At 39.3% G+C, this 19,166-nt stretch carries 15 protein-coding genes and 1 pseudogene; 5 read left to right on the top strand and 11 right to left on the bottom strand.

Annotation, left to right across the window (positions count from 1 at the left end):
• Nucleotides 1-20 precede the first annotated feature (20 nt).
• Complete coding sequence (gene basC, locus GYY70_RS10535; RefSeq protein ID WP_174832336.1) at nucleotides 21-1,337, top strand: putative histamine N-monooxygenase; 1,317 nt, start codon at nucleotides 21-23, stop codon at nucleotides 1,335-1,337.
• A 57-nt stretch (nucleotides 1,338-1,394) separates the two neighbouring features.
• Here basC and GYY70_RS10530 read toward each other — a convergent pair whose 3' ends face one another.
• The 5 genes from GYY70_RS10530 to GYY70_RS10510 all read right to left on the bottom strand — a co-directional run bounded on the left by GYY70_RS10530 (nucleotide 1,395) and on the right by GYY70_RS10510 (nucleotide 7,413).
• A complete protein-coding gene (locus GYY70_RS10530; protein ID WP_174832335.1) occupies nucleotides 1,395-3,659 on the bottom strand; it encodes a TonB-dependent siderophore receptor in 2,265 nt (754 codons plus the stop codon).
• 112 nt (nucleotides 3,660-3,771) lie between these two features.
• Entirely contained in the window at nucleotides 3,772-4,758 is a 987-nt protein-coding gene (locus GYY70_RS10525; protein WP_174832334.1) for a siderophore ABC transporter substrate-binding protein, read from the bottom strand.
• On the bottom strand, nucleotides 4,755-5,531 hold the full coding sequence (locus GYY70_RS10520) for an ABC transporter ATP-binding protein (RefSeq protein ID WP_174832333.1): 777 nt from the start codon (nucleotides 5,529-5,531) through the stop codon (nucleotides 4,755-4,757). Before GYY70_RS10520 ends, GYY70_RS10525 begins: the two co-directional genes overlap by 4 nt.
• Entirely contained in the window at nucleotides 5,528-6,475 is a 948-nt protein-coding gene (locus tag GYY70_RS10515) for an iron chelate uptake ABC transporter family permease subunit (protein ID WP_202984474.1), read from the bottom strand. The genes GYY70_RS10520 and GYY70_RS10515 overlap by 4 nt, the downstream gene beginning before the upstream one ends.
• A complete protein-coding gene (locus GYY70_RS10510; RefSeq protein ID WP_174832332.1) occupies nucleotides 6,472-7,413 on the bottom strand; it encodes an ABC transporter permease in 942 nt (313 codons plus the stop codon). Before GYY70_RS10510 ends, GYY70_RS10515 begins: the two co-directional genes overlap by 4 nt.
• Before the next feature lie 430 nt (nucleotides 7,414-7,843).
• Between GYY70_RS10510 and GYY70_RS10505 the strand changes: the two genes are divergently transcribed.
• Nucleotides 7,844-9,943: a condensation domain-containing protein gene (locus tag GYY70_RS10505; RefSeq protein WP_202984473.1), complete on the top strand. Its 2,100-nt coding sequence runs from the start codon at nucleotides 7,844-7,846 to the stop codon at nucleotides 9,941-9,943.
• Nucleotides 9,944-10,006: 63 nt separating this feature from the next.
• On the opposite strand, the gene GYY70_RS10500 is transcribed toward GYY70_RS10505, so the two are convergent.
• Nucleotides 10,007-11,884: an AMP-binding protein gene (locus GYY70_RS10500; protein ID WP_174832331.1), complete on the bottom strand. Its 1,878-nt coding sequence runs from the start codon at nucleotides 11,882-11,884 to the stop codon at nucleotides 10,007-10,009.
• 532 nt (nucleotides 11,885-12,416) lie between these two features.
• Between GYY70_RS10500 and GYY70_RS10495 the strand changes: the two genes are divergently transcribed.
• From GYY70_RS10495 to GYY70_RS10485, 3 genes are all read left to right on the top strand, one after another.
• Entirely contained in the window at nucleotides 12,417-13,244 is an 828-nt protein-coding gene (locus GYY70_RS10495) for a hypothetical protein (RefSeq protein WP_174832330.1), read from the top strand.
• Nucleotides 13,245-13,592: 348 nt separating this feature from the next.
• Nucleotides 13,593-14,219, top strand: a complete 627-nt coding sequence (locus GYY70_RS10490) for a hypothetical protein (protein ID WP_174832329.1) — start codon at nucleotides 13,593-13,595, stop codon at nucleotides 14,217-14,219.
• Nucleotides 14,220-14,222: 3 nt separating this feature from the next.
• The gene (locus tag GYY70_RS10485; protein ID WP_174832328.1) at nucleotides 14,223-15,191 is read left to right on the top strand and encodes a hypothetical protein; all 969 of its coding nucleotides are present in this window, start codon (nucleotides 14,223-14,225) and stop codon (nucleotides 15,189-15,191) included.
• 1,139 nt (nucleotides 15,192-16,330) lie between these two features.
• Here the strand turns inward: GYY70_RS10485 and GYY70_RS11950 are convergent.
• The 5 genes and pseudogenes from GYY70_RS11950 to GYY70_RS10460 form a co-directional block, all read right to left on the bottom strand.
• The gene (locus GYY70_RS11950) at nucleotides 16,331-16,606 is read right to left on the bottom strand and encodes a hypothetical protein (RefSeq protein ID WP_180214756.1); all 276 of its coding nucleotides are present in this window, start codon (nucleotides 16,604-16,606) and stop codon (nucleotides 16,331-16,333) included.
• 437 nt (nucleotides 16,607-17,043) lie between these two features.
• A complete protein-coding gene (locus GYY70_RS10475) occupies nucleotides 17,044-17,613 on the bottom strand; it encodes a hypothetical protein (RefSeq protein ID WP_174832327.1) in 570 nt (189 codons plus the stop codon).
• A pseudogene (locus GYY70_RS12025) lies at nucleotides 17,610-18,071 on the bottom strand (RHS repeat-associated core domain-containing protein); the annotation flags it as partial. The gene GYY70_RS10475 and the pseudogene GYY70_RS12025, both read right to left, overlap by 4 nt.
• A gap of 181 nt (nucleotides 18,072-18,252) precedes the next feature.
• On the bottom strand, nucleotides 18,253-18,822 hold the full coding sequence (locus tag GYY70_RS10465; protein ID WP_174832327.1) for a hypothetical protein: 570 nt from the start codon (nucleotides 18,820-18,822) through the stop codon (nucleotides 18,253-18,255).
• Nucleotides 18,819-19,166 (bottom strand): hypothetical protein (locus tag GYY70_RS10460; RefSeq protein WP_202984472.1); only part of this gene is annotated, 348 nt, incomplete at its 5' end. The genes GYY70_RS10460 and GYY70_RS10465, both read right to left, overlap by 4 nt.

Here is a 19,166-nt window from a genome sequence, read left to right as displayed (position 1 = left end):
TACATAGGGACGGAATAAACATGGATATAAAGCAAACGGATTTGGCAGGTATTGGAATTGGTCCTTTTAATCTGGGGCTGGCGGCATTATTATCAGGTCATTCAGAAGTCAATGCTGTATTTCTGGATAAAACGCCTACTTTTCACTGGCATGCTGGCCTATTATTGCCTGGTACCACATTGCAGGTACCCTTTCTGGCAGATCTGGTTACCATGGCTGATCCGTGTCATCCCTTAAGTTATCTTAATTACCTGTGTCAGCAGGGGCGTCTGTATCAGTTTTACTACTATGACCGTTTTCTGATTCCGCGTCAGGAATATGATGATTATTGCCGCTGGGCAGTACGCCAGTTGCCATCCTGTCATTTCGATGCCTGTGTCAAGGCAGTAAGTTATGATTATCGTCAGGAAAGATTTATTCTCGAAAGTGAATCTGCAGCCGGAGACAGACAGATTTTTTCCAGTAAAGATATTGCTGTCGGCGTGGGTACCAAACCTTACCATCCTGAGTGGCTGAAAAACACCAGCCACCCGCTGATACAGCATTCAGCGCAATTTACCTATATGCAGAAACAATTGCAGGAATGTAAACAGGTTACCGTGGTTGGGGCAGGGCAAAGTGCTGCTGAATGTGTGCTGGCTCTTTATCGCGCATTGCAGCCGGAACAAATCCGGGCTGGCGCGTCAATCCGCTGGATTACTCGTTCTGCCGGTTTTCATCCGATGGAGTTTTCCAAACTGGGGCAGGAGTGCTTTACTCCGGTATATATGCGTTATTTCCAGACACTGACACCGCAGAAACGGCGTGAAGTCAGTGCTGGTCAGGGGCAGCTTTATAAAGGAATCAGCTTTGCCACCATTGGCGATATTTATGATTTATTGTACGAACGAACCATTGCCGGTGCACCGGCAGGGCTGACACTGTTTTCTAATTGTGACGTGCAGTCAGTAGAAATACTGCCTTCCGGCGTAATTAATATGACCTGTCTGCATACCCAGCTTAATCAGCAACAAACCATTCAGACAGATGCAATTGTGGCAGCCACCGGCTACCATCATCAGTGGCCGCAATGGTTTGAAGAGCTGAAAGGCAGTGTTCTGCAAACAGATGAGCACAATGACTATCTGGTTAATGAAGACTTTACCGCTGTACGCTGTGATAGTGGTAAAGGGCGGATTTTTATTCAGAATGCCGAAATCGCCAAGCAGGGGGTTGGTTCCCCTGATCTGGGTATGGGCGCAACCAGAAATGGTGTGATTATTAATCAGCTTCTGGGCAGGCAATATTACCGGGTACCGGAATACTCGGCCTTTCAGCAATACGGATTACCACAATAAACTGCCGTTTATAAAAAATCGCCCGAAAGGGCGATTTTTTTACAGGCCGGAAATTTTTTAAAAATCATATGAACCGGATAAAAGGAAAGTTCTTGGTGCACCTAAAGACAGATTGGACAGGCGCGGCATGCCCCAATATGCTTTATTGGTTACGTTCTTCACTTCTGCGCGCAACGTAAACGGATGGCCGGATACTTTGGCATTGTAGCGGGCACCAATATCAAATACAGTATGGCCGGGTACCGATAAACTGTTTTCCTGATTCAGATATTGTTTGGATACAGCTGTTGCATTGGCAGAAAGAGTAACAATGCCGGCTGCGGCTTTAACATCCCACTCCGCACCCAGCTTACCCTGTACTTTAGCCACACCCGTAGCGATATTACCTTCATTGGCATGATTTGCCAGTTTGGTCAGCTCCGGTTTAATGTAGCTGGCACCGCCTATCAGACGTACTGTCTCAATCGGCGAGGCTATAAACGTCCATTCAATACCGCGGTTGCGCTGCTGACCGCCGGATGTAAACTCATTGGTTCTCAGATCAGTATAACTATTGGGTTTTTTGATGTTAAATATACTCAGAGAATTAACCAGATTGCCGTAATCCCATTTTATCCCCAGCTCAGTTTGCTTGGTTTTATATGGAGCAAACACCTTGGGATAATTAGCTGCTGTAATGGGGGCTGAATCACCCTTGGTTAAACCCTCAATATAATTGCCGTAAAGTGATACATGATCTGTGGCTTTAAACAGAAGAGCCACGCCCGGAGTCAATGCATGTTTTTTGTATTCAGTTAAAACAGGTTTACCCATCAGGCTCAGATTATCACTTTTGACTTCCTGATAGCGCAGACCTAAAGTCAGCTGCAGTTTATCATCCATGAACGACATAATATCGGCCATCCCATAGCTTCTGAGTTGCAGTGAGCTTCTGGAAATTGGCGGAACATCAAATGGTACAGACTTACCCCATGTCGGATCATACATATTGGTTACCCATGTAGCCCATGGAATACTTCTGACACCAAAATCATGCTGATTATGCTTGTAGTAAGTAGTATTAACAACCCATTGATGATTTACCGGACCAGTATCGAACTGACCTTTAAAACCCACATCTGCTGATTTCTTGTCCAGATCAAATGCCAGCTGCGCTATTATGGTCTGAATGGTGCCTTTGTTATCCAGTAGATTGGCTGAAGTAGCACCATTGTATTTATAATTGGTTTTACTGCGCCCGAAAGCCGCATAAGCAGTAATATTGTCTGTAATATCAAATTCACCGCGCACCATAGCTCCGCGGTCTTTATTGCTGACATAAGACCAGTCGGGGTTAATCAGCGTTTTCGGATTTGGCGGTGAGGGTACTTTCATATTTTTACCCAGATTGATACCGCGTACTACCCCGTCCACATGATCATTGGCCATGTATACATCAGCAGAAACCCGTGCACGGTAGCCGCGCCAGTCCATTCCTATTGAACCGAGCTGAGTTTTCAAATCCTGTTTTCTTACAGGGCCGGAACCATCCTGATAAACCCCGTTAACCCGAATCCCGAACTGTTTGTTCTGCCCGAACCGACGGCTCGCATCAACTGTTCCGCCCCATTGTGAATCAGACATATAGGTAGGCGTTATCCGCAGCAGAGGCTCATCACCTGCACGCTTGGATACCAGGTTAACTGTACCGGCAACAGAACCGGCAGGCGGCATACCGTTTAACAGTGCGGACGGTCCTTTCAATACCTCAATGCGTGAAAACATGGCCGGCGGTGTACGGTAATAGGGGGCAATACCAAATAAACCGTTCATCGACATATCGTTGGTGTCGGACTGAAAGCCGCGGATATAGTAATTTTCACTCCAGCCGCCGATAGCGCCATTGGTAAATACCGAAGGGTCAGTAGCAGCAATGACATCAGTGACATTTCTTGCCTGAGAATCCTCAACGAATTTATTGGTATAGCTAACGGTATTAAATGGCGTTTCCATCGCAGTTTTATTGCCAAGAAAACCAAGACGGCTGTCTTTAGCCACAAAACCGCCGGAGTAAGTTGTTTTTCCGCCTGCTTCCACCACCACATCAGCCAGAACAGCTTCACCAGTGGATTGAGTATTCTCGGTAGCTGTTTTTTTCACTGCAGGTTTGGCTTTATCATCAGCCGGTTTCGCATATATAACCGGAGTGTAAAGCAGCATGGCGCTGGCAATACTCAATATCAGCGCTTTGGGTGAGGAAGTGAACGGATGCAGAAAATTTTTGCTTCGGTGTCTGACCGCAGGCAAAGCCTCTTGCCTGCGGTGATGTGCGTGTTTACCCATAGATTTCTCCTTGTTAACTAAACTCACGCAATACATTTAACGGATGGATTTATTGGTAGGGTCTGGTTTTCTTATTTATACAGCTTATTATTCTGCTGTAATTGAAACAAAGTTATTGATAGCCTTTCACCACATCCTGCATAAGCAGTCGCATCGAAGTAGGGCTGGCTCCGGTGGTATACCATGCATCGGCATCCACAAAGACTACCCGGTTGTTTTTCCATGCTTTGGTAGCGCGTAATAACGGATTAGTTACCTGTGCAGCGCTAATCACCGGCTGATGCTCCATAACTGAGGTACGGTCAATAATGTACAGAATGTCCGGATCAGCCCGTTTAATAAATTCACTGGAAATCGGCTGTCCGTGCAGGCTGGTGCTGAGGTCATTACTGGCCGGTTTAACCCCCAGATCACTGAAAACGAAGCCGTAGCGTGAATCCACCCCGTAATTACTGAAAGAGCCATTGTTATAGAGTACTACCAGCGCTTTTTCCGGCCGGTCTTTAGTCATGGCACGAACTTTACTGACTTCCGTATCCAGCTCAGCAACCTTGGTGCGGGCTAAATCTTCACGATTAAAAATCTTACCCAGAGTCAGCAGATGATTTTTAATGGTGTCCAGATGCCCGTGTTCGCTGTTATTGAAATTGATTTCATAATAGAGCGTAGGTGCAATCTGCGTCAGTTCCTGATAATGGTCTTTCTGAATCGGAGTCATTAAAATCAAATCAGGTTTCAGAGTATGGATACGTTCCATATTCGGCTGCACAATACCGCCTAAATCGGCAATATCATCATGATTCTGTTTGTATTTATCCAGAAAATGCGGAATAAAATCCTTGGGCATTCCGGCTACAGGCACATTTAACTGATCCAGAAAGTCCACTTCATTCATATCCATTGCGGCCACACGCTGCGGAATGTGATCAATTGTAGTCGTACCAAGCTGATGCTTGATAATAAGCGGCTCACTACGCTTCTGTACCGCAGACGAAGACGCAGAAACCGGCTTTTTATCACAGCCGGATATGGTCACCATTGTTGCTACTGCAATCAGCCCCAGCAGACTGACAGCACATTTTTTGAGTTTCCCGTTCATATTTTACCTTTCGACTTTTGAAAATACTGACAGACATAACCATGTTTATTGTGACTAATTTCAAAATCCAGCTCATACAGTTCACTCAGGCGTTCTTCAGTAATGACTTCCTGAGCAGGACCGCTGAAACTTAACTGTCCCTGTTTTAATGCGACAATATAATCTGAATAATTTGCAGTAAAATTAATATCATGCACCACCATAATGACAGTTTTCCGCTGCTCTTCACTCAAACGCCGGATTGCTGCCATGATTTGTACTGCATGATTCATATCCAGATTGTTTAAAGGTTCATCCAGCAGCAAAATCTTGGTTTCCTGAGCAATAGTCATCGCCAGAAAAGCCATTTGCCGCAGCCCGCCGCTTAGTTCATCTATATACACATCACGCAGGGCTCTGAGCCCCAGAAAATCAATTGCCTCGTCCATAACCTGATGGTCTCTGGCTGAGAGTATCCCGTGCCCGTAGGGAAAACGGCCGAACGACACCAGCTCCTTAACCGTCAGCCGCAAACCGAAATAAGGAGATTGCCGTAGCGTCGCGACCAGACGGGCATAATCAGCAATGCGAATGCCGGCAATATCCTGCTTATCAAACAGAATATTGCCTTTAGTCGGCGAAAGCAGCCGTGCCAGAATCATCAGCAGAGTGGATTTCCCTGCACCATTGGGGCCAATCAATGCAATTACCTGCTGCATCGGCAGCTCCAGATTAATATTGTTCAGCACCGGCCGATGACCATATACTTTGGAAATATTCTGAATAGAAATCATGCCATTCCTCGATGACGGACAATAAGCAGCAGAAAATACACCCCGCAAATCAGATTAATTAAGATACTGACTGTTGTTTTATAATTAAACACATGTTCCACCAGAATCTGAGCAATCAGAAACACCGCAATAGCTACCGCACTGGCAAATAACAGAATCCGTTTGTGCTGATAATGGCCGGCGAAGGCATAAGCCATATTGGCAATAAATACCCCCATAAAGGCAGTCGGACCAACCAGACTGGTCGAAACAGCGACCAGTACAGCAATCAGACCGAATCCCCAGCGCACATAACGGGCATAATCAACACCAAGCGAAACAGACTGTTCCTCTCCCAGAGCCATCACATCCAGAGTAGTCAGATACGGATATCCCACCAGTCCTACAGCCAGCATGACGACAAAAGCATATAAAAGCGTCTGCGTTTCGGAATGATTAAAAGATGCATAATTAATTCCCTGAAAAACAGAAAATTCGCCCGGGCTGATTTTGAGCACAATAAACTGCGTTAATGTGGTGATAACCATGGTCAGCACCATACCGAATAAAAGCAATAACCACAGACTGTGGCGTGCACGCGGCAGCAGATAATGATGAATAAGCCACGAATAAAACAGCATTAATCCGACTGAAGCAAAAAAATTTCCGTTCAGACCCAGCAGCCCCAGACTGCTTTGTCCCAGAAAGAACAGCAGCAAGACCTGCCAGAACAGATATACTGCCTCATAACCCATAATTGCCGGAGTCAGAATCCGGTTAGTTACCAGCGTCTGAAACACTACAGACGAAACCGCAATACAAATACCAGCCAGCAAAATAGTAGCCAGACGCAGTAATCGCTTGGGCAGCACATATTCAAAATCAAGACCGGAATCAAACAGCATAAAAAATACCGCCAGTCCGGCAATACAGGCGCAAAGCAGCCAGAATTTGCGATTCATCATCGTAGCCCCCGTAAAATCAGCAGCAAAAAGACAATGCCGCCAACCGCACCGGCAGTAAGGCCAATAGGTATTTCAAAGGGGTAGATCAGCAAACGGCCGGTAATATCACATCCCAGCAGCAGGCATGCCCCGCCAAGCGCGACAACGGGTAAAGTTCTGGCTAAATGTTCACCATATTTAATCGCCACCAGATTCGGAATCACCAGACCAATAAAAGGAATAGAACCAACCGTAATCACCGTAGCCGCAACAGTAACTGATACCAGCATCAATCCAATAGCCACAGTTGTTTTATAGCTTACGCCCAGACTGGCAGCCATCTGCTGCCCCATACCCACTACAGTAAACCGGTTGGCAAATACATAACTCAGAATAATTACCGGCATAAGCACATACAGCAATTCATAATGCCCCTGCACCACACGGGAAAAATCTCCCAGCAGCCAGCCCTGAACATTTTGTAAAAGATTATTTTTATAGGCATAAAACTCAGCTGCAGCACTTAAAACACAGCCATACATCAGCCCGATTACCGGAATCAGCACAATCTGCTGATAGCGGATTCTGGCAATAATCCAGATGTAAATCAGTCCGGCAACAAAGCAGAACAGCAGAGCTGCCAGCATCTTACTCAGCACACCGGCAGAGGGAAGCATTACCAGTGATACCAGAATGCCGAGTTTGGCTGCATCCAGTCCGCCGGCTGTTTCCGGTTCCACAAATTTATTGCGGACAATATGTTGCAGAATCACACCACCGATAGAAAGCCCCATACCTGTGAGCACAATCGCAATCAGACGGGGAAAGCGGCTGGCTTTGACAGTTAACCAGTCAGCATCAGAACCGGACAGCAGACCTGTCCATGAAACCGGATCAGTGCCTACCAGCAAAGACACAATACATAAAACAATAAATACACTGATCAGAATACGGTACATCAGTGATATATCCTGCTACAGCGATGACTGATTACAGCCGTTGTCACAAAGTCATCACCATATAAAACCGTAAGCCGGTAAGCTAAATTTTGCTCCGGCATCGGCTGATACAGACTTAGCATTGATTCTCCTCAGGAAGTGCTTTTTATGTCGATCCGCAGCTTATGCTGCTGTTTTACAGCATAAATCAAAATATTAAATAAAATTAAAAACAATTAAAGTTGATGAAAATGAAAATCAATTGTATTATGCTTTTAAATGTATTGTAAAGTATTATTAATAAAAATAAAAATTCTGACTCTGATAAACAGAGCAGGCAGATAGCACAAATCTCTTCCGACGTTAATTTAAGTTAACTGGTTAAATAATTATGACCAGAATGAGTACAGACAGTCATGAATAACTGATACGGCAAGAGAGGATTAATAATATGTTAACATTAAATACAGATTCTGCTCCTTCTATCGCAAATGAGCACGAAGAATTTATCTGGATGCAACAATTGCAGGAACCGGAGCAGGTGAAATATCAACTGGCAGTGTGGCAGGTAAACCCATATCCGGATTTAACCATACTGCATAAAAGCATTGAGCATTTACTGGAAATCCATTCAGACTTAAATGTTCGCTATCAATTTACCGATGACGGAGATTTATATAAATATCCCGATACTGATTTCTCAGCTTGTATCCAAACAGAGAAAATACAGGAAAAACAGCTTGTTACCCTTCTGGCGCAACTAATGCAGCAGTCATGGCAGCCGGAAACAACACCCCCCTTTCTGGTTACAGTAATCAGCACAGAAAACAAAGTTTTTCTGGCTTTGCGTTTACATCCGATACTGGCTCAGCAATTTACTCTGGATGATTTAATTCAGGAAATTCAAGCCACTTACACCAGCAATACCGGAGCACCGCATCAGCTCGAATTATTGCCTTTAGATTTAACTGTACTGAATATACCGGCAACACCGGCTCAGCCTGCAAATACAGAATCGCTGCCAGACATCATACTGGCAGAATTCAGAAATACACTGGCAGAACCCGATATGACTGCTGACGATGATTTTTTTGATTTTGGCGGACATTCACTACTGGCAACACGGGTGATTGGTAATTTACAAAAAAATCATGGTATTAAATTGAATTTTAATGATTTTTTTAAATCGCCTACGGCAGGCGCACTGGCAAAAATTGCCCGCCAGCAGCAGCCGGCAGTATCCGCAGCCGAAGTACAGCAGGATCAGAGTGCGCCATTAACACTGGCACAGGATTTTCTATGGCAGGCATACAGTGCTTTTGATTTCAGCCCTATTTACAATTTACCGTTTGCCATCGAATTTCAGCAGCCGGTCAATGAAGAAATCCTGCATCAGGCATTTAATGATTTAATAATACGCCATATCGGCTTGCGTACCCTGTTTAAAACCGATAAACAGCAAACCAGACAATATACAGTTCCCGTAGCCGAACTTAACCAATATAAATGGTTCTGGCCGGTCAGCGACAGCCATGGAGTAACACTGTCCGGTGAAGCGGCGTATAAATTTGATCTTACTCGTGAGCTCCCTCTCAGAATCCGGCTGTTAACAGCAGATAACGGCAACACAGTTTTATCGTTTCTGGTACATCACATGGTAATAGATGAATGGTCTTTAAATACCATCATGACTGATCTGAGCCATGCTTATGCCGCACGGCTGCAAGGACAGGCACCGGTATGGGCAAATACCGTACCCGCTATTCATGAATTTGCACGCAGACAGCAGCAAAACGGTATTAACCGTCAGCATCTTGACTACTGGCGCAGCCGCTTACAAGGAGCAAAAAAAGGCTTAACCCTGAACACAGATACCATCACCTTGCCGGAAAATACTACTCCGCAGGTGAAATGGCTGGAAATCAGATTTGATTCTGCTTTTCATCAGCATATTTCCGCATTTGCCAAACTTCATCATGCTTCAATATTCAGCGTGTTTTATACCGCTATTGCCACCATACTGCAAAAAGAGGGTAATTTAGACGAAATCGTCATCGGCACCTCAGCATCCGGCCGTACTGATCCCAATTATTTTGATACCGTTGGCTACTTCACAACCATGGTTGCCCATCGTACCCGTTTTACCCCACAGCAATCATTTACCGCATTGCTGGCAGACACCAGTGAACAAATCAACGAATCCATGGATTATGCCGATATTCCGATTAACTATATTCAGCAAGCTTTAGGTATTCCTGATAACGAAGGATTAATGTTTGATGTTTATATTCACATTCATTCAAACAATGCCTTAAATGGTCAGCTAAGCACAGCCCGGGGTGCCATACCTTACCGGCAGATATTACCGGAGCGCAATGAATCCATGTTCGGGCTGCACTTTGAAATTATGGAAAATCAGATTAACAATCAGTACAGCCTGAGCATGATTATTACCTATCAGGCACATCGTTATCCGACTGTACTGGTCGAAAGAATAGCTACCGAAGTGCAACAACTGTTAAATGATCTGGCTAAACAGGCATCGGCATAAAGATTCAGATAAACAAAGTACTTAAAAAATTTAAGTACTTTGTTTAATAATTTCCGGCAGATATTATTCAGGCATTCTCCTGTTTATCTCATTCACCACATCCTGTATTGTTTTACAGCGTAGCAAAATAGCCGTATCCAGCCGAATATCAAACTGTTGTGTAAGCTTGTCTGAGAGCATAATTAACTGTTTCAGACGCATACCAGTATTCAGAATTTCAGTTTGTGCAGAAATATTTACAGCATTTTCTGCTGTCTGGGGCAGGCATTCACGAAAAATAGTCAGAATATCATCAGTTACAGCCTGTTCTTGTGTCGCTGTTACTTTGGTCTGTGGCGGCGTAGCCTGATACAGGCGTTCCTGTGCCATCTGCTGTATCAGCTTACGGTCTACTTTAACATTACGGGTTAGCGGAATTTCTTCAATCATCAGCCATCTGGTCGGAATATGTGATTTCGGTAAATCAGCCATCAAGCATGTTTTCAAAGCATTAATATCCGCATCGGACTGATTAGCCGGCAACGTATACACCACCACCAGTTCATGCATTTGTGTTACCGGGTGAGTACAGCACACCACCAGACTGTCCTGAAAATAACCGGATTTAGCCAGTGCAGCCTCAACCTCGGCCGCAGAAATTCTCACACCTTTTATTTTCAGATAACCTTCAGTACGTCCTGCAAAAATAATATTGCCATCATCTCGCATATACCCCAAATCACTCATGCGAAAAGCAATTTTTTCTTCATCACATCCCAAAGACACAAAATCCCCGGTTTGCAACTGACCATTGAGCAAATAACCGTTAGACAGATTCACGCCCGACATATACATTCGCCCCACCTCACCAATAGCACATGGTTGTAACTGCTCATCCAGAATATAATATCGGTTATGTGCCAGTGCTTTACCATAAGGAATCACATCAATATCTTCAGCAGTGATTTCATGCCATATACTCCAGATAGTTGTTTCCGTCGGACCGCCTAACGAAAACAAACGCGCCTGTGGCAGTTGCCGGCGCAAAAACTGAATCAGACCCGGCTTAATATAATCACCCCCTTGTGCAATCAGGCGCAAAGACTGCAATTGTTCTTTACTGGCAACGCTGCACAGCATATCCACAATAGCCGGAACACTTACCCAGATACTAATATTATGAGCTGTCAGTAATTCCGCCCATGACATTGCATCCTTAGCCTGTGCCGCAGTAGGAATAACCAGAGAAGCACCAAGAGCCATTGCCCCAAAAACATCAAAAACCGACATATCATGATGAAAGGGCGTTACAGCCATCAATACATCATCCTGATTAGCCTGCCACCGGCTGATGGTTTGTCCGAGTACATTGGCAGTAGCCAGATTATTCAGTACCACACATTTCGGCGTTCCCGTACTGCCGGAAGTATACAAATAATAGGCTGCTTCAGTATTCAGCTGATAGCAGCATTTTGGATGATTGAAACCTTGTGCAGTCAGAGCCTCATCAATAAGTACATATTGCCGACCGGTTACCGGCGTTTTGCTAATCACCAGATCCGTCAGGCTATTAGACAGTAAATAATCTCGTCTGGCTTCTGGTGCATCCATATCAACCGGTAACCAGATAATACCCATCAGAGCACATGCCAGAACCGCATAAACATGCTCAGCACTTTTGGGAAGACAAACTGCCACTACCGCACCGGCACATAATTTTTTTTGTTGCAGCGCAGCCATTACCTGAGCCACATTTTTACCCAGCTGAACGTAACTGATTGCTTTACCATCATAGAACAAAGCAGTTTTATCTGGCGGATAATCAAACAGATTATGCCGGATAGAATCAAGAAAGCAGAATGCATCTGCCACTATCTCATCGTATTTCCCGCGATACTGAAAACTATCCCGATTAGATTCAAAGTTATCCTGTTGCTGTAATTCAGAGCTGTCAGATTGCATATAAACTTTCTCCCGTTTATTGTTGTCGGCTGCTACTCAAATGAGTAATGACAAAAATAGAATTTCAAATAAATTACCGCACCGCAGAACATTTTATACAGAGTTAACCTTTTTTAAAAGATAATAATAATTATTTTCATTTATAAGAAAAATTATAATTTCAATTGTTTATTCAGATTATCGATAGTAATTTCGGGCAAATAATCATTCATCAAACTCAGTAGCGCAGCAATTGAACCGGGCACAGCCGGTAATGTTTATATAAAAAGTAATGCCATACAAAAAATAGCACCGGCAGGCACACATTCATCGATTAAATTAAATCATAATAAGAAAGATTTATTAATTAAATTGAATGACAAAATCTGGTTCAGGTATAATGATTTATCGTATTTTTCATAATAGGAAAATCGAAAAACATACCTAAAGTTATATAAAGAGTTATGAGAAGAAATATAAATATGTTTATCATAAAGCAAAGGATAATAAACATATAATTTATACAATGATATTGTTAAGAAAAAATTTCAATATGAAAAAATTTATTTTAAAAATTTCACTAATAATTTTATTATCTGTTAGTACTAATTATGCATATAGTTTTAATAATAGTTATTATAGGTTAATAGAAGACAGATTAACAGAACAGACAACTGAAAAGGAACATATAGTAAGAGTTTTCAGTGATTCAAATTTAATAATGAGTGAAGAAGAAAAAATCTATTTTTTAGGATGTGATTTCGAACATTCAGAAGAAAATAAACAAGAGATCAATAATCGATTAAATAAAAGTGATTTTTTTAGGAACTATAAAAATGAATTAAAAAAATATCATTTGACAGCAAATAACTTTAGTAAACTTTATTATAGAAATAATAATGACTCATTAGAAAATAATAGTGATTCATCAGACCTATGTAACGAATACAGTAATATTAATATTATACTGCTTGATAATAATGAATTGATGATACCTTATAAAAATCAATTGGTTTTCTTGCATCGTTTATCTAATGAGGATGAAAAAAAACTCAATGATTTTTATAACAATGAGAAATGCCTAGACATGCAAGAGAAAGAAGGAATGGTATTTATTAATGTTTGCTATTATCAAAACATGTCAATTTTAGATGTATATAATGCAATGAGTAAAGATCCAGCATATATTTTTAGGGAGAAAATTGGAATAGGAGAAAATCGCTCGGTAACTTATGAAGATAAGGCAGTTGATGTTGAGTATAAATGGAAAGGAAAGAATAAGTTAGAAATAATACAGCATTTTGAAGGCGGAGAGGCGTCTTACATTTTTAAACACAAAAAAAATGGGACAAAATTGACAACTATTGATTGTCCTGATTAATAAATAGATCATATCCGAGTCGTAACTATCTCCTGAAATAGTACAGTATAAAAGTAGAAAATTCTCTATGATATTTTTAAGAAAAATTTCAATATAAAAAAATTATCAACATATTGAGTTTTATTAAGTTTAAAAATCAGAAACGGGAACTTAGGTTAAAAGACTTAGCAGTAGTAAAAAAGTATGGAAAAGTATATTTTTTATAAATGACTGGAAAATTATGCTGGGTTAGATCTATGCGATTAAATAGATAGTATATTCAAACCATATTTCAAAGGATACTAACTATTATGCACATCGCTCATATTTTCAATATCATGCTATAAAGAAAGTTGAGAAAATTAACGCATGAAATACTTAATTTATCCGATTATTATCTGTTTTATTGTATTTGGGAATGTTAGCAATGCAATTGCAAATACTAAAGAAAATGAACTCAGGCATTATACAAAAATAAACTTACCTTATTCTTCTGATGAATTAGAAAAATACTATTATTGGGGAGAACATGGATTGCAATTGTCTCCTGATATGCCGTTTCCCCTCAGGTTCACTAACAAGGAATTTTCATATAAACCTAAATTATTTGATTATCTCGGTAAAACGCCATTCTATTTTCCTCATTGTTATTTTTATTATAAAAATATTTTATATAAAGGCGTTATACAGATGGCGTTGGGTGATAATGATCAAGCAGTTTTTACTTTTCAATTATATAGTTATGATGATCAAGGAGGGGTTATTGATGCAATATTACTTTATAAGGTTCAAGGTGGTGAAATATCATACTGGAATGACTTTATAATAAATCCAAATGGAAAAATTTTGATAACCCAATATCAGCAAGACAACCTTATTGAATCCGATGAAAATCCAAATGAACTTATAATAAATCCAGAAAATAATCAAATCGATACCAAAACTGTAGAATTTCAAATGACGCCTTCTGGTATTTTTAACTCAGTAGAGAAGTAGATCATGAAAAAATCAATATATATAGCTGTAATAATAAATTTGTTTATTTATAATAGTTACGCAGAGCAATTTAATGTGGCTGAAAATTATAAAGGTAAATCTGATATTCAATCTATAGATATAATTCAACTAGAAAAAGATTGCCGTAAACCAATTGATTTTGGGGAATTGACCAATTCTGAACGTGAAAAGATAATGAAAAATTGTCCTATTAATCAAATTGCTTTCTACTTTCAGAATTTATATGAAGCCATTAACAATAAAAAAAATATTTATAGTTCTGAGAAGCTAGATCTTATTATTGAAAAAAATACCTCTGCCAGAATAATTAATAATACTAAATACCCAGTAAAAGTGCTCAATTTATCCATTTTTAATAAAACAAATTTTACGGATAAAATTACTTTAGCAAAGAATTATTATGATGTGAATGCTTATCATTGGTATATCAATCAATATTATTATATTAGTGATAGCGGGGATATTTATACATTATCAGTCAAGGATATAGATGGTAATGTGGAACCTGTATTCTGGAAACATTATCAAATAGACAAAAAAAATTATCATTTTAATCTTATAGATCTGCTGATCGATGATGGATATAAATATGAAATTATTTATCCAGATCATTTCAGAATTCTTGAGGGCTCATTAAAAGAAACACCTTATGAAATTGATAAAGTAAAAACATGCTATCAAAAAGAATATTCGACAAGATGTAGTATTGATTCGTATCGTTTTTATCATAATATTTTATCTGAAAAAATTAAGATGTTGAAAGAAAAAGATACAAATAATAAAGAATCAATAGAAATAATCGATAAGCAAATTAATAAAAAGTGTTTATCAATATCAGAACCAAATGATCATTTTGAAGCAGAAAAATTTACTTATAACTTAACAAAATGTTTAACCAGGCAATTAAAGAAAAAAATCAAAAAAATCGATCAAAGATTAGAGGTTTTATGATCTGAATTTTATGCATACTTCTATTTCCTGTACACAAGTAGAATCTGTTATATATTTATTAAATATAAAAATAATGCTTTGTTAAATGTTATCAATAATATAGCTTTACAGATGCAGGCTCTGCCGTTTGTCTGCGCTGCTTCCCTGAATCATCTGCAGCCCGTCCCACTGGAAGGTAATGCGGTTGCATGGCTACCGTCCCGGTCCGGCCGGTGTTTTTCAATCCGCCGGTCAAGCGCATCCTGTACACTGTGTTTTTGATGTTACCAACAGCACTTCTTATGCTTCTTATTGTAATTACAATTTAACTTTTCATTCAAAAATACCGTCTGGCAAAAGTCCTGCTTTTTTAAGCTTGCAAATTTTTCTATATATATATCGGTATAAATAGTTCTGACACATTAAAAATCCTTTTAGGATTTTCTTCCCAAAGCTCTAATGCCTCTGCCGGAAAAGTAATATCCGGAAGATTAAATTCATTTTCATTCTGATCATAATTAGCTTTATTTTTTGTTCTAGTAGTAATCATGGATAAAAATTGACCAAATGAATCTTACTATTTTTAAATATGTATTTTGTCGTAAATATCCATATTTTACTTTCATGCCAAAGTATAACTAATTAATTTTAATATCATAATTATAAATTATGCCAAAAAAATGCAAACAAAGTAAATTTCTATGATTTATTCTTGCTATAGCGAAGCAGCCCTAGGTACTCTGTTTAAACACTTTTCATTAAAAGCAATTAAATCTTCACCTGCTTTTTCCGAGAATCCAAGAATCAATTCCAAGGGCAATTTTTTCCCTTCATAGTCAATATAATAACTATAATCTAAAACATAAAAATCAATTACGTTATATTGTTTAAAAAATTAACGTAAGATTCCTATTTTTCATAAATCAGAAATACAGGTCTGATTTTTATTCTGTCTGTGTTTACTGAATTAGTTTTTAAAACATACTGAGCAGGAACAATTGCAGAATTGATATTCTTGCTCAGTTGATGGTTTAATCAGCCTATCAGATTGGAGCTGCAGTCGTCATCAATCAGCCCTTCATCTGTGTACAATATTTGGCTTCCTAGGGGTAACAGTGTTACCACCAATTTTCTTTATTTATAATGTCTCTGACCAATATTTATTTTTTATTTTTTGCCTCTTTTAAATAAAAATCTAAATATTTTTTAGGTCTTTCTTTAAATGCACGTGCTTGGCCACCTTGATATGCTATGTCAAAATATTCATATGCTTTATCATACTGGCCTAATTCATAATTCACTACACCAAGATCTGTATATGGACCTGTATCTATATCAGAACTTACTGCTTTAAGCCGGTTATGTGCCCAGAATTCAGCCTTTTTATAATCTTTTAAAGATAAATAAGCATCATAAAATGAATATGATAACCACATACTATCTGGTTCCCATTCTAATTTTGGTTCGGGTAAAAGCTCCCATGCTTTCTTATAGTTTCCTATGGCTGCAGTATAATCTTTGTTTCTAGCAAATCTGTTACCTTCTTCTCCGATGGAAACAATTTTTTTTCCTAATTCAGGATTTACATCTGATAAATCTTTTAAATTTTTATATCGTATACTGGTCTCACTTTTTAAAAATATTTACTCTTCCGTTAACTTTTCAAACTCATCAGGATGTTTATAGGTTTCCCTTAATTTCGCTCCTTGGGAACGATTATTCCTGAAATACTCTAATTCATAATTATTGGTTTACTCCACAGATAATATGAGTATTCCCGGTCAGTTTCGCCCTTTTCATTAGCCGTTTCCTCCAGCTGAACTTTTACATCAGCTTGAAAGTGTAGCTGAATCAATAAATAATGCTGTTGGAATTATTTATTTTTCACGCCTACTTCTCTTGGTGAAATATCTGCCCCTCTAAATTTAAATTTTTTAACCGCTTCACCGATAACCCTGGCTGTTTCTGTTCCTAGTATAATAATTGGCCATTTTTCTATTCCACTACCAAAAGCTGTTGATGTAAAAAATATTCCATTTTGTAATACTTTTCCGGTTTCATAATAGAAATCTGGTCCTGGTACTACTTGATGTTGATATTGATGGCATTTTTCACAGTACTTTTCTAATTGATAAGCTGAGTATTTAATTATTTGTACCGGCTTAATCAAAAATAAAGTTTTATTCTGATTGACAGGAAGAAAATCGACTTTATAATCTAGCGTTTCAATAAATTCTTTAAATCTTTGCGACACAATACATCGGTGATCATAGGTATAACTTATATCAGCTCTATTCGGTAATTTAAGTTCTTTAGGTAAGTAGTCGCCATCAATACAGCATCCACATTGATCGCAAAAGACATTATCTGGAGCGTCATCAAAAAAATATGCGTGATTACATATAGCAGATAAGGTATATCCCACAGTTATTAAATTATTCATTCTTCTAATCTCGGATGTAGTTTAAAGAAATCTTCCGCCACTTTTTCATATTTAGCTCCCGGTCCCTTATAGAACTCCGCTAAAGCTTGCAATCTTTCTTCTCGAGTAAAATTGCCCTGAATATCAGAACCACTGTTTCCACGCTGTGGCCGCATATGAACGTCTTTACCTTTGACATCTTTAGTTTTTTTCACTAAAAAATCATTCATATCTTTATGCAGCTCTCTGTGAGCTTGTTCATCTAATGTAGTTAATTTTTGTTTTTTGTCCCCTCCCATAAATTTCGGATCAGAATGATGTTTATGACATGCCCAGCCCCACGGATCAATCCACATCAGCGCATTGGGTGCATACTGATAAAGATTGTATCCGCCGGCCAATCCAATCGGGTCAGGCTGGGTAAAGCGGCCTGTATCCGGATCATAGTACCTGAAAGTATTGTAGTGCAGTCCGGTTTCTCTGTCTGAATATGATTACTAATATCTCTGGTTCTGTGTGTGCAATCTCCTGTATTGGTTTGCTCCACAGATAATATGAGTATTCCCGGTCAGTTTCGCCCTTTTCATTAGCCGTTTCCTCCAGCTGAACTTTTACATCAGCTTGAAAGTGTAGCTGAATCAATAAATAATGCTGTTGGAATTATTTATTTTTCACGCCTACTTCTCTTGGTGAAATATCTGCCCCTCTAAATTTAAATTTTTTAACCGCTTCACCGATAACCCTGGCTGTTTCTGTTCCTAGTATAATAATTGGCCATTTTTCTATTCCACTACCAAAAGCTGTTGATGTAAAAAATATTCCATTTTGTAATACTTTTCCGGTTTCATAATAGAAATCTGGTCCTGGTACTACTTGATGTTGATATTGATGGCATTTTTCACAGTACTTTTCTAATTGATAAGCTGAGTATTTAATTATTTGTACCGGCTTAATCAAAAATAAAGTTTTATTCTGATTGACAGGAAGAAAATCGACTTTATAATCTAGCGTTTCAATAAATTCTTTAAATCTTTGCGACACAATACATCGGTGATCATAGGTATAACTTATATCAGCTCTATTCGGTAATTTAAGTTCTTTAGGTAAGTAGTCGCCATCAATACAGCATCCACATTGATCGCAAAAGACATTATCTGGAGCGTCATCAAAAAAATATGCGTGATTACATATAGCAGATAAGGTATATCCCACAGTTATTAAATTATTCATTCTTCTAATCTCGGATGTAGTTTAAAGAAATCTTCCGCCACTTTTTCATATTTAGCTCCCGGTCCCTTATAGAACTCCGCTAAAGCTTGCAATCTTTCTTCTCGAGTAAAATTGCCCTGAATATCAGAACCACTGTTTCCACGCTGTGGCCGCATATGAACGTCTTTACCTTTGACATCTTTAGTTTTTTTCACTAAAAAATCATTCATATCTTTATGCAGCTCTCTGTGAGCTTGTTCATCTAATGTAGTTAATTTTTGTTTTTTGTCCCCTCCCATAAATTTCGGATCAGAATGATGTTTATGACATGCCCAGCCCCACGGATCAATCCACATCAGCGCATT

The sequence above is a fragment of the Snodgrassella sp. ESL0324 genome (assembly GCF_013344955.1).
Lineage (GTDB): Bacteria > Pseudomonadota > Gammaproteobacteria > Burkholderiales > Neisseriaceae > Snodgrassella > Snodgrassella alvi.
Note: the sequence above shows the minus strand (reverse complement) of the source record. Positions and strands in the feature narration are given on the sequence as shown.

Bases quoted from the DNA above. Each gene is read 5' to 3' on its own strand.
- basC (WP_174832336.1), top strand. From the start codon at position 21: ATGGATATAAAGCAAACGGATTTGGCAGGTATTGGAATTGGTCCTTTT.
- GYY70_RS10530 (WP_174832335.1), bottom strand. From the start codon at position 3,659: ATGGGTAAACACGCACATCACCGCAGGCAAGAGGCTTTGCCTGCGGTC.
- GYY70_RS10525 (WP_174832334.1), bottom strand. From the start codon at position 4,758: ATGAACGGGAAACTCAAAAAATGTGCTGTCAGTCTGCTGGGGCTGATT.
- GYY70_RS10520 (WP_174832333.1), bottom strand. From the start codon at position 5,531: ATGATTTCTATTCAGAATATTTCCAAAGTATATGGTCATCGGCCGGTG.
- GYY70_RS10515 (WP_202984474.1), bottom strand. From the start codon at position 6,475: ATGATGAATCGCAAATTCTGGCTGCTTTGCGCCTGTATTGCCGGACTG.
- GYY70_RS10510 (WP_174832332.1), bottom strand. From the start codon at position 7,413: ATGTACCGTATTCTGATCAGTGTATTTATTGTTTTATGTATTGTGTCT.
- GYY70_RS10505 (WP_202984473.1), top strand. From the start codon at position 7,844: ATGTTAACATTAAATACAGATTCTGCTCCTTCTATCGCAAATGAGCAC.
- GYY70_RS10500 (WP_174832331.1), bottom strand. From the start codon at position 11,884: ATGCAATCTGACAGCTCTGAATTACAGCAACAGGATAACTTTGAATCT.
- GYY70_RS10495 (WP_174832330.1), top strand. From the start codon at position 12,417: ATGAAAAAATTTATTTTAAAAATTTCACTAATAATTTTATTATCTGTT.
- GYY70_RS10490 (WP_174832329.1), top strand. From the start codon at position 13,593: ATGAAATACTTAATTTATCCGATTATTATCTGTTTTATTGTATTTGGG.
- GYY70_RS10485 (WP_174832328.1), top strand. From the start codon at position 14,223: ATGAAAAAATCAATATATATAGCTGTAATAATAAATTTGTTTATTTAT.
- GYY70_RS11950 (WP_180214756.1), bottom strand. From the start codon at position 16,606: ATGTGGTTATCATATTCATTTTATGATGCTTATTTATCTTTAAAAGAT.
- GYY70_RS10475 (WP_174832327.1), bottom strand. From the start codon at position 17,613: ATGAATAATTTAATAACTGTGGGATATACCTTATCTGCTATATGTAAT.
- GYY70_RS10465 (WP_174832327.1), bottom strand. From the start codon at position 18,822: ATGAATAATTTAATAACTGTGGGATATACCTTATCTGCTATATGTAAT.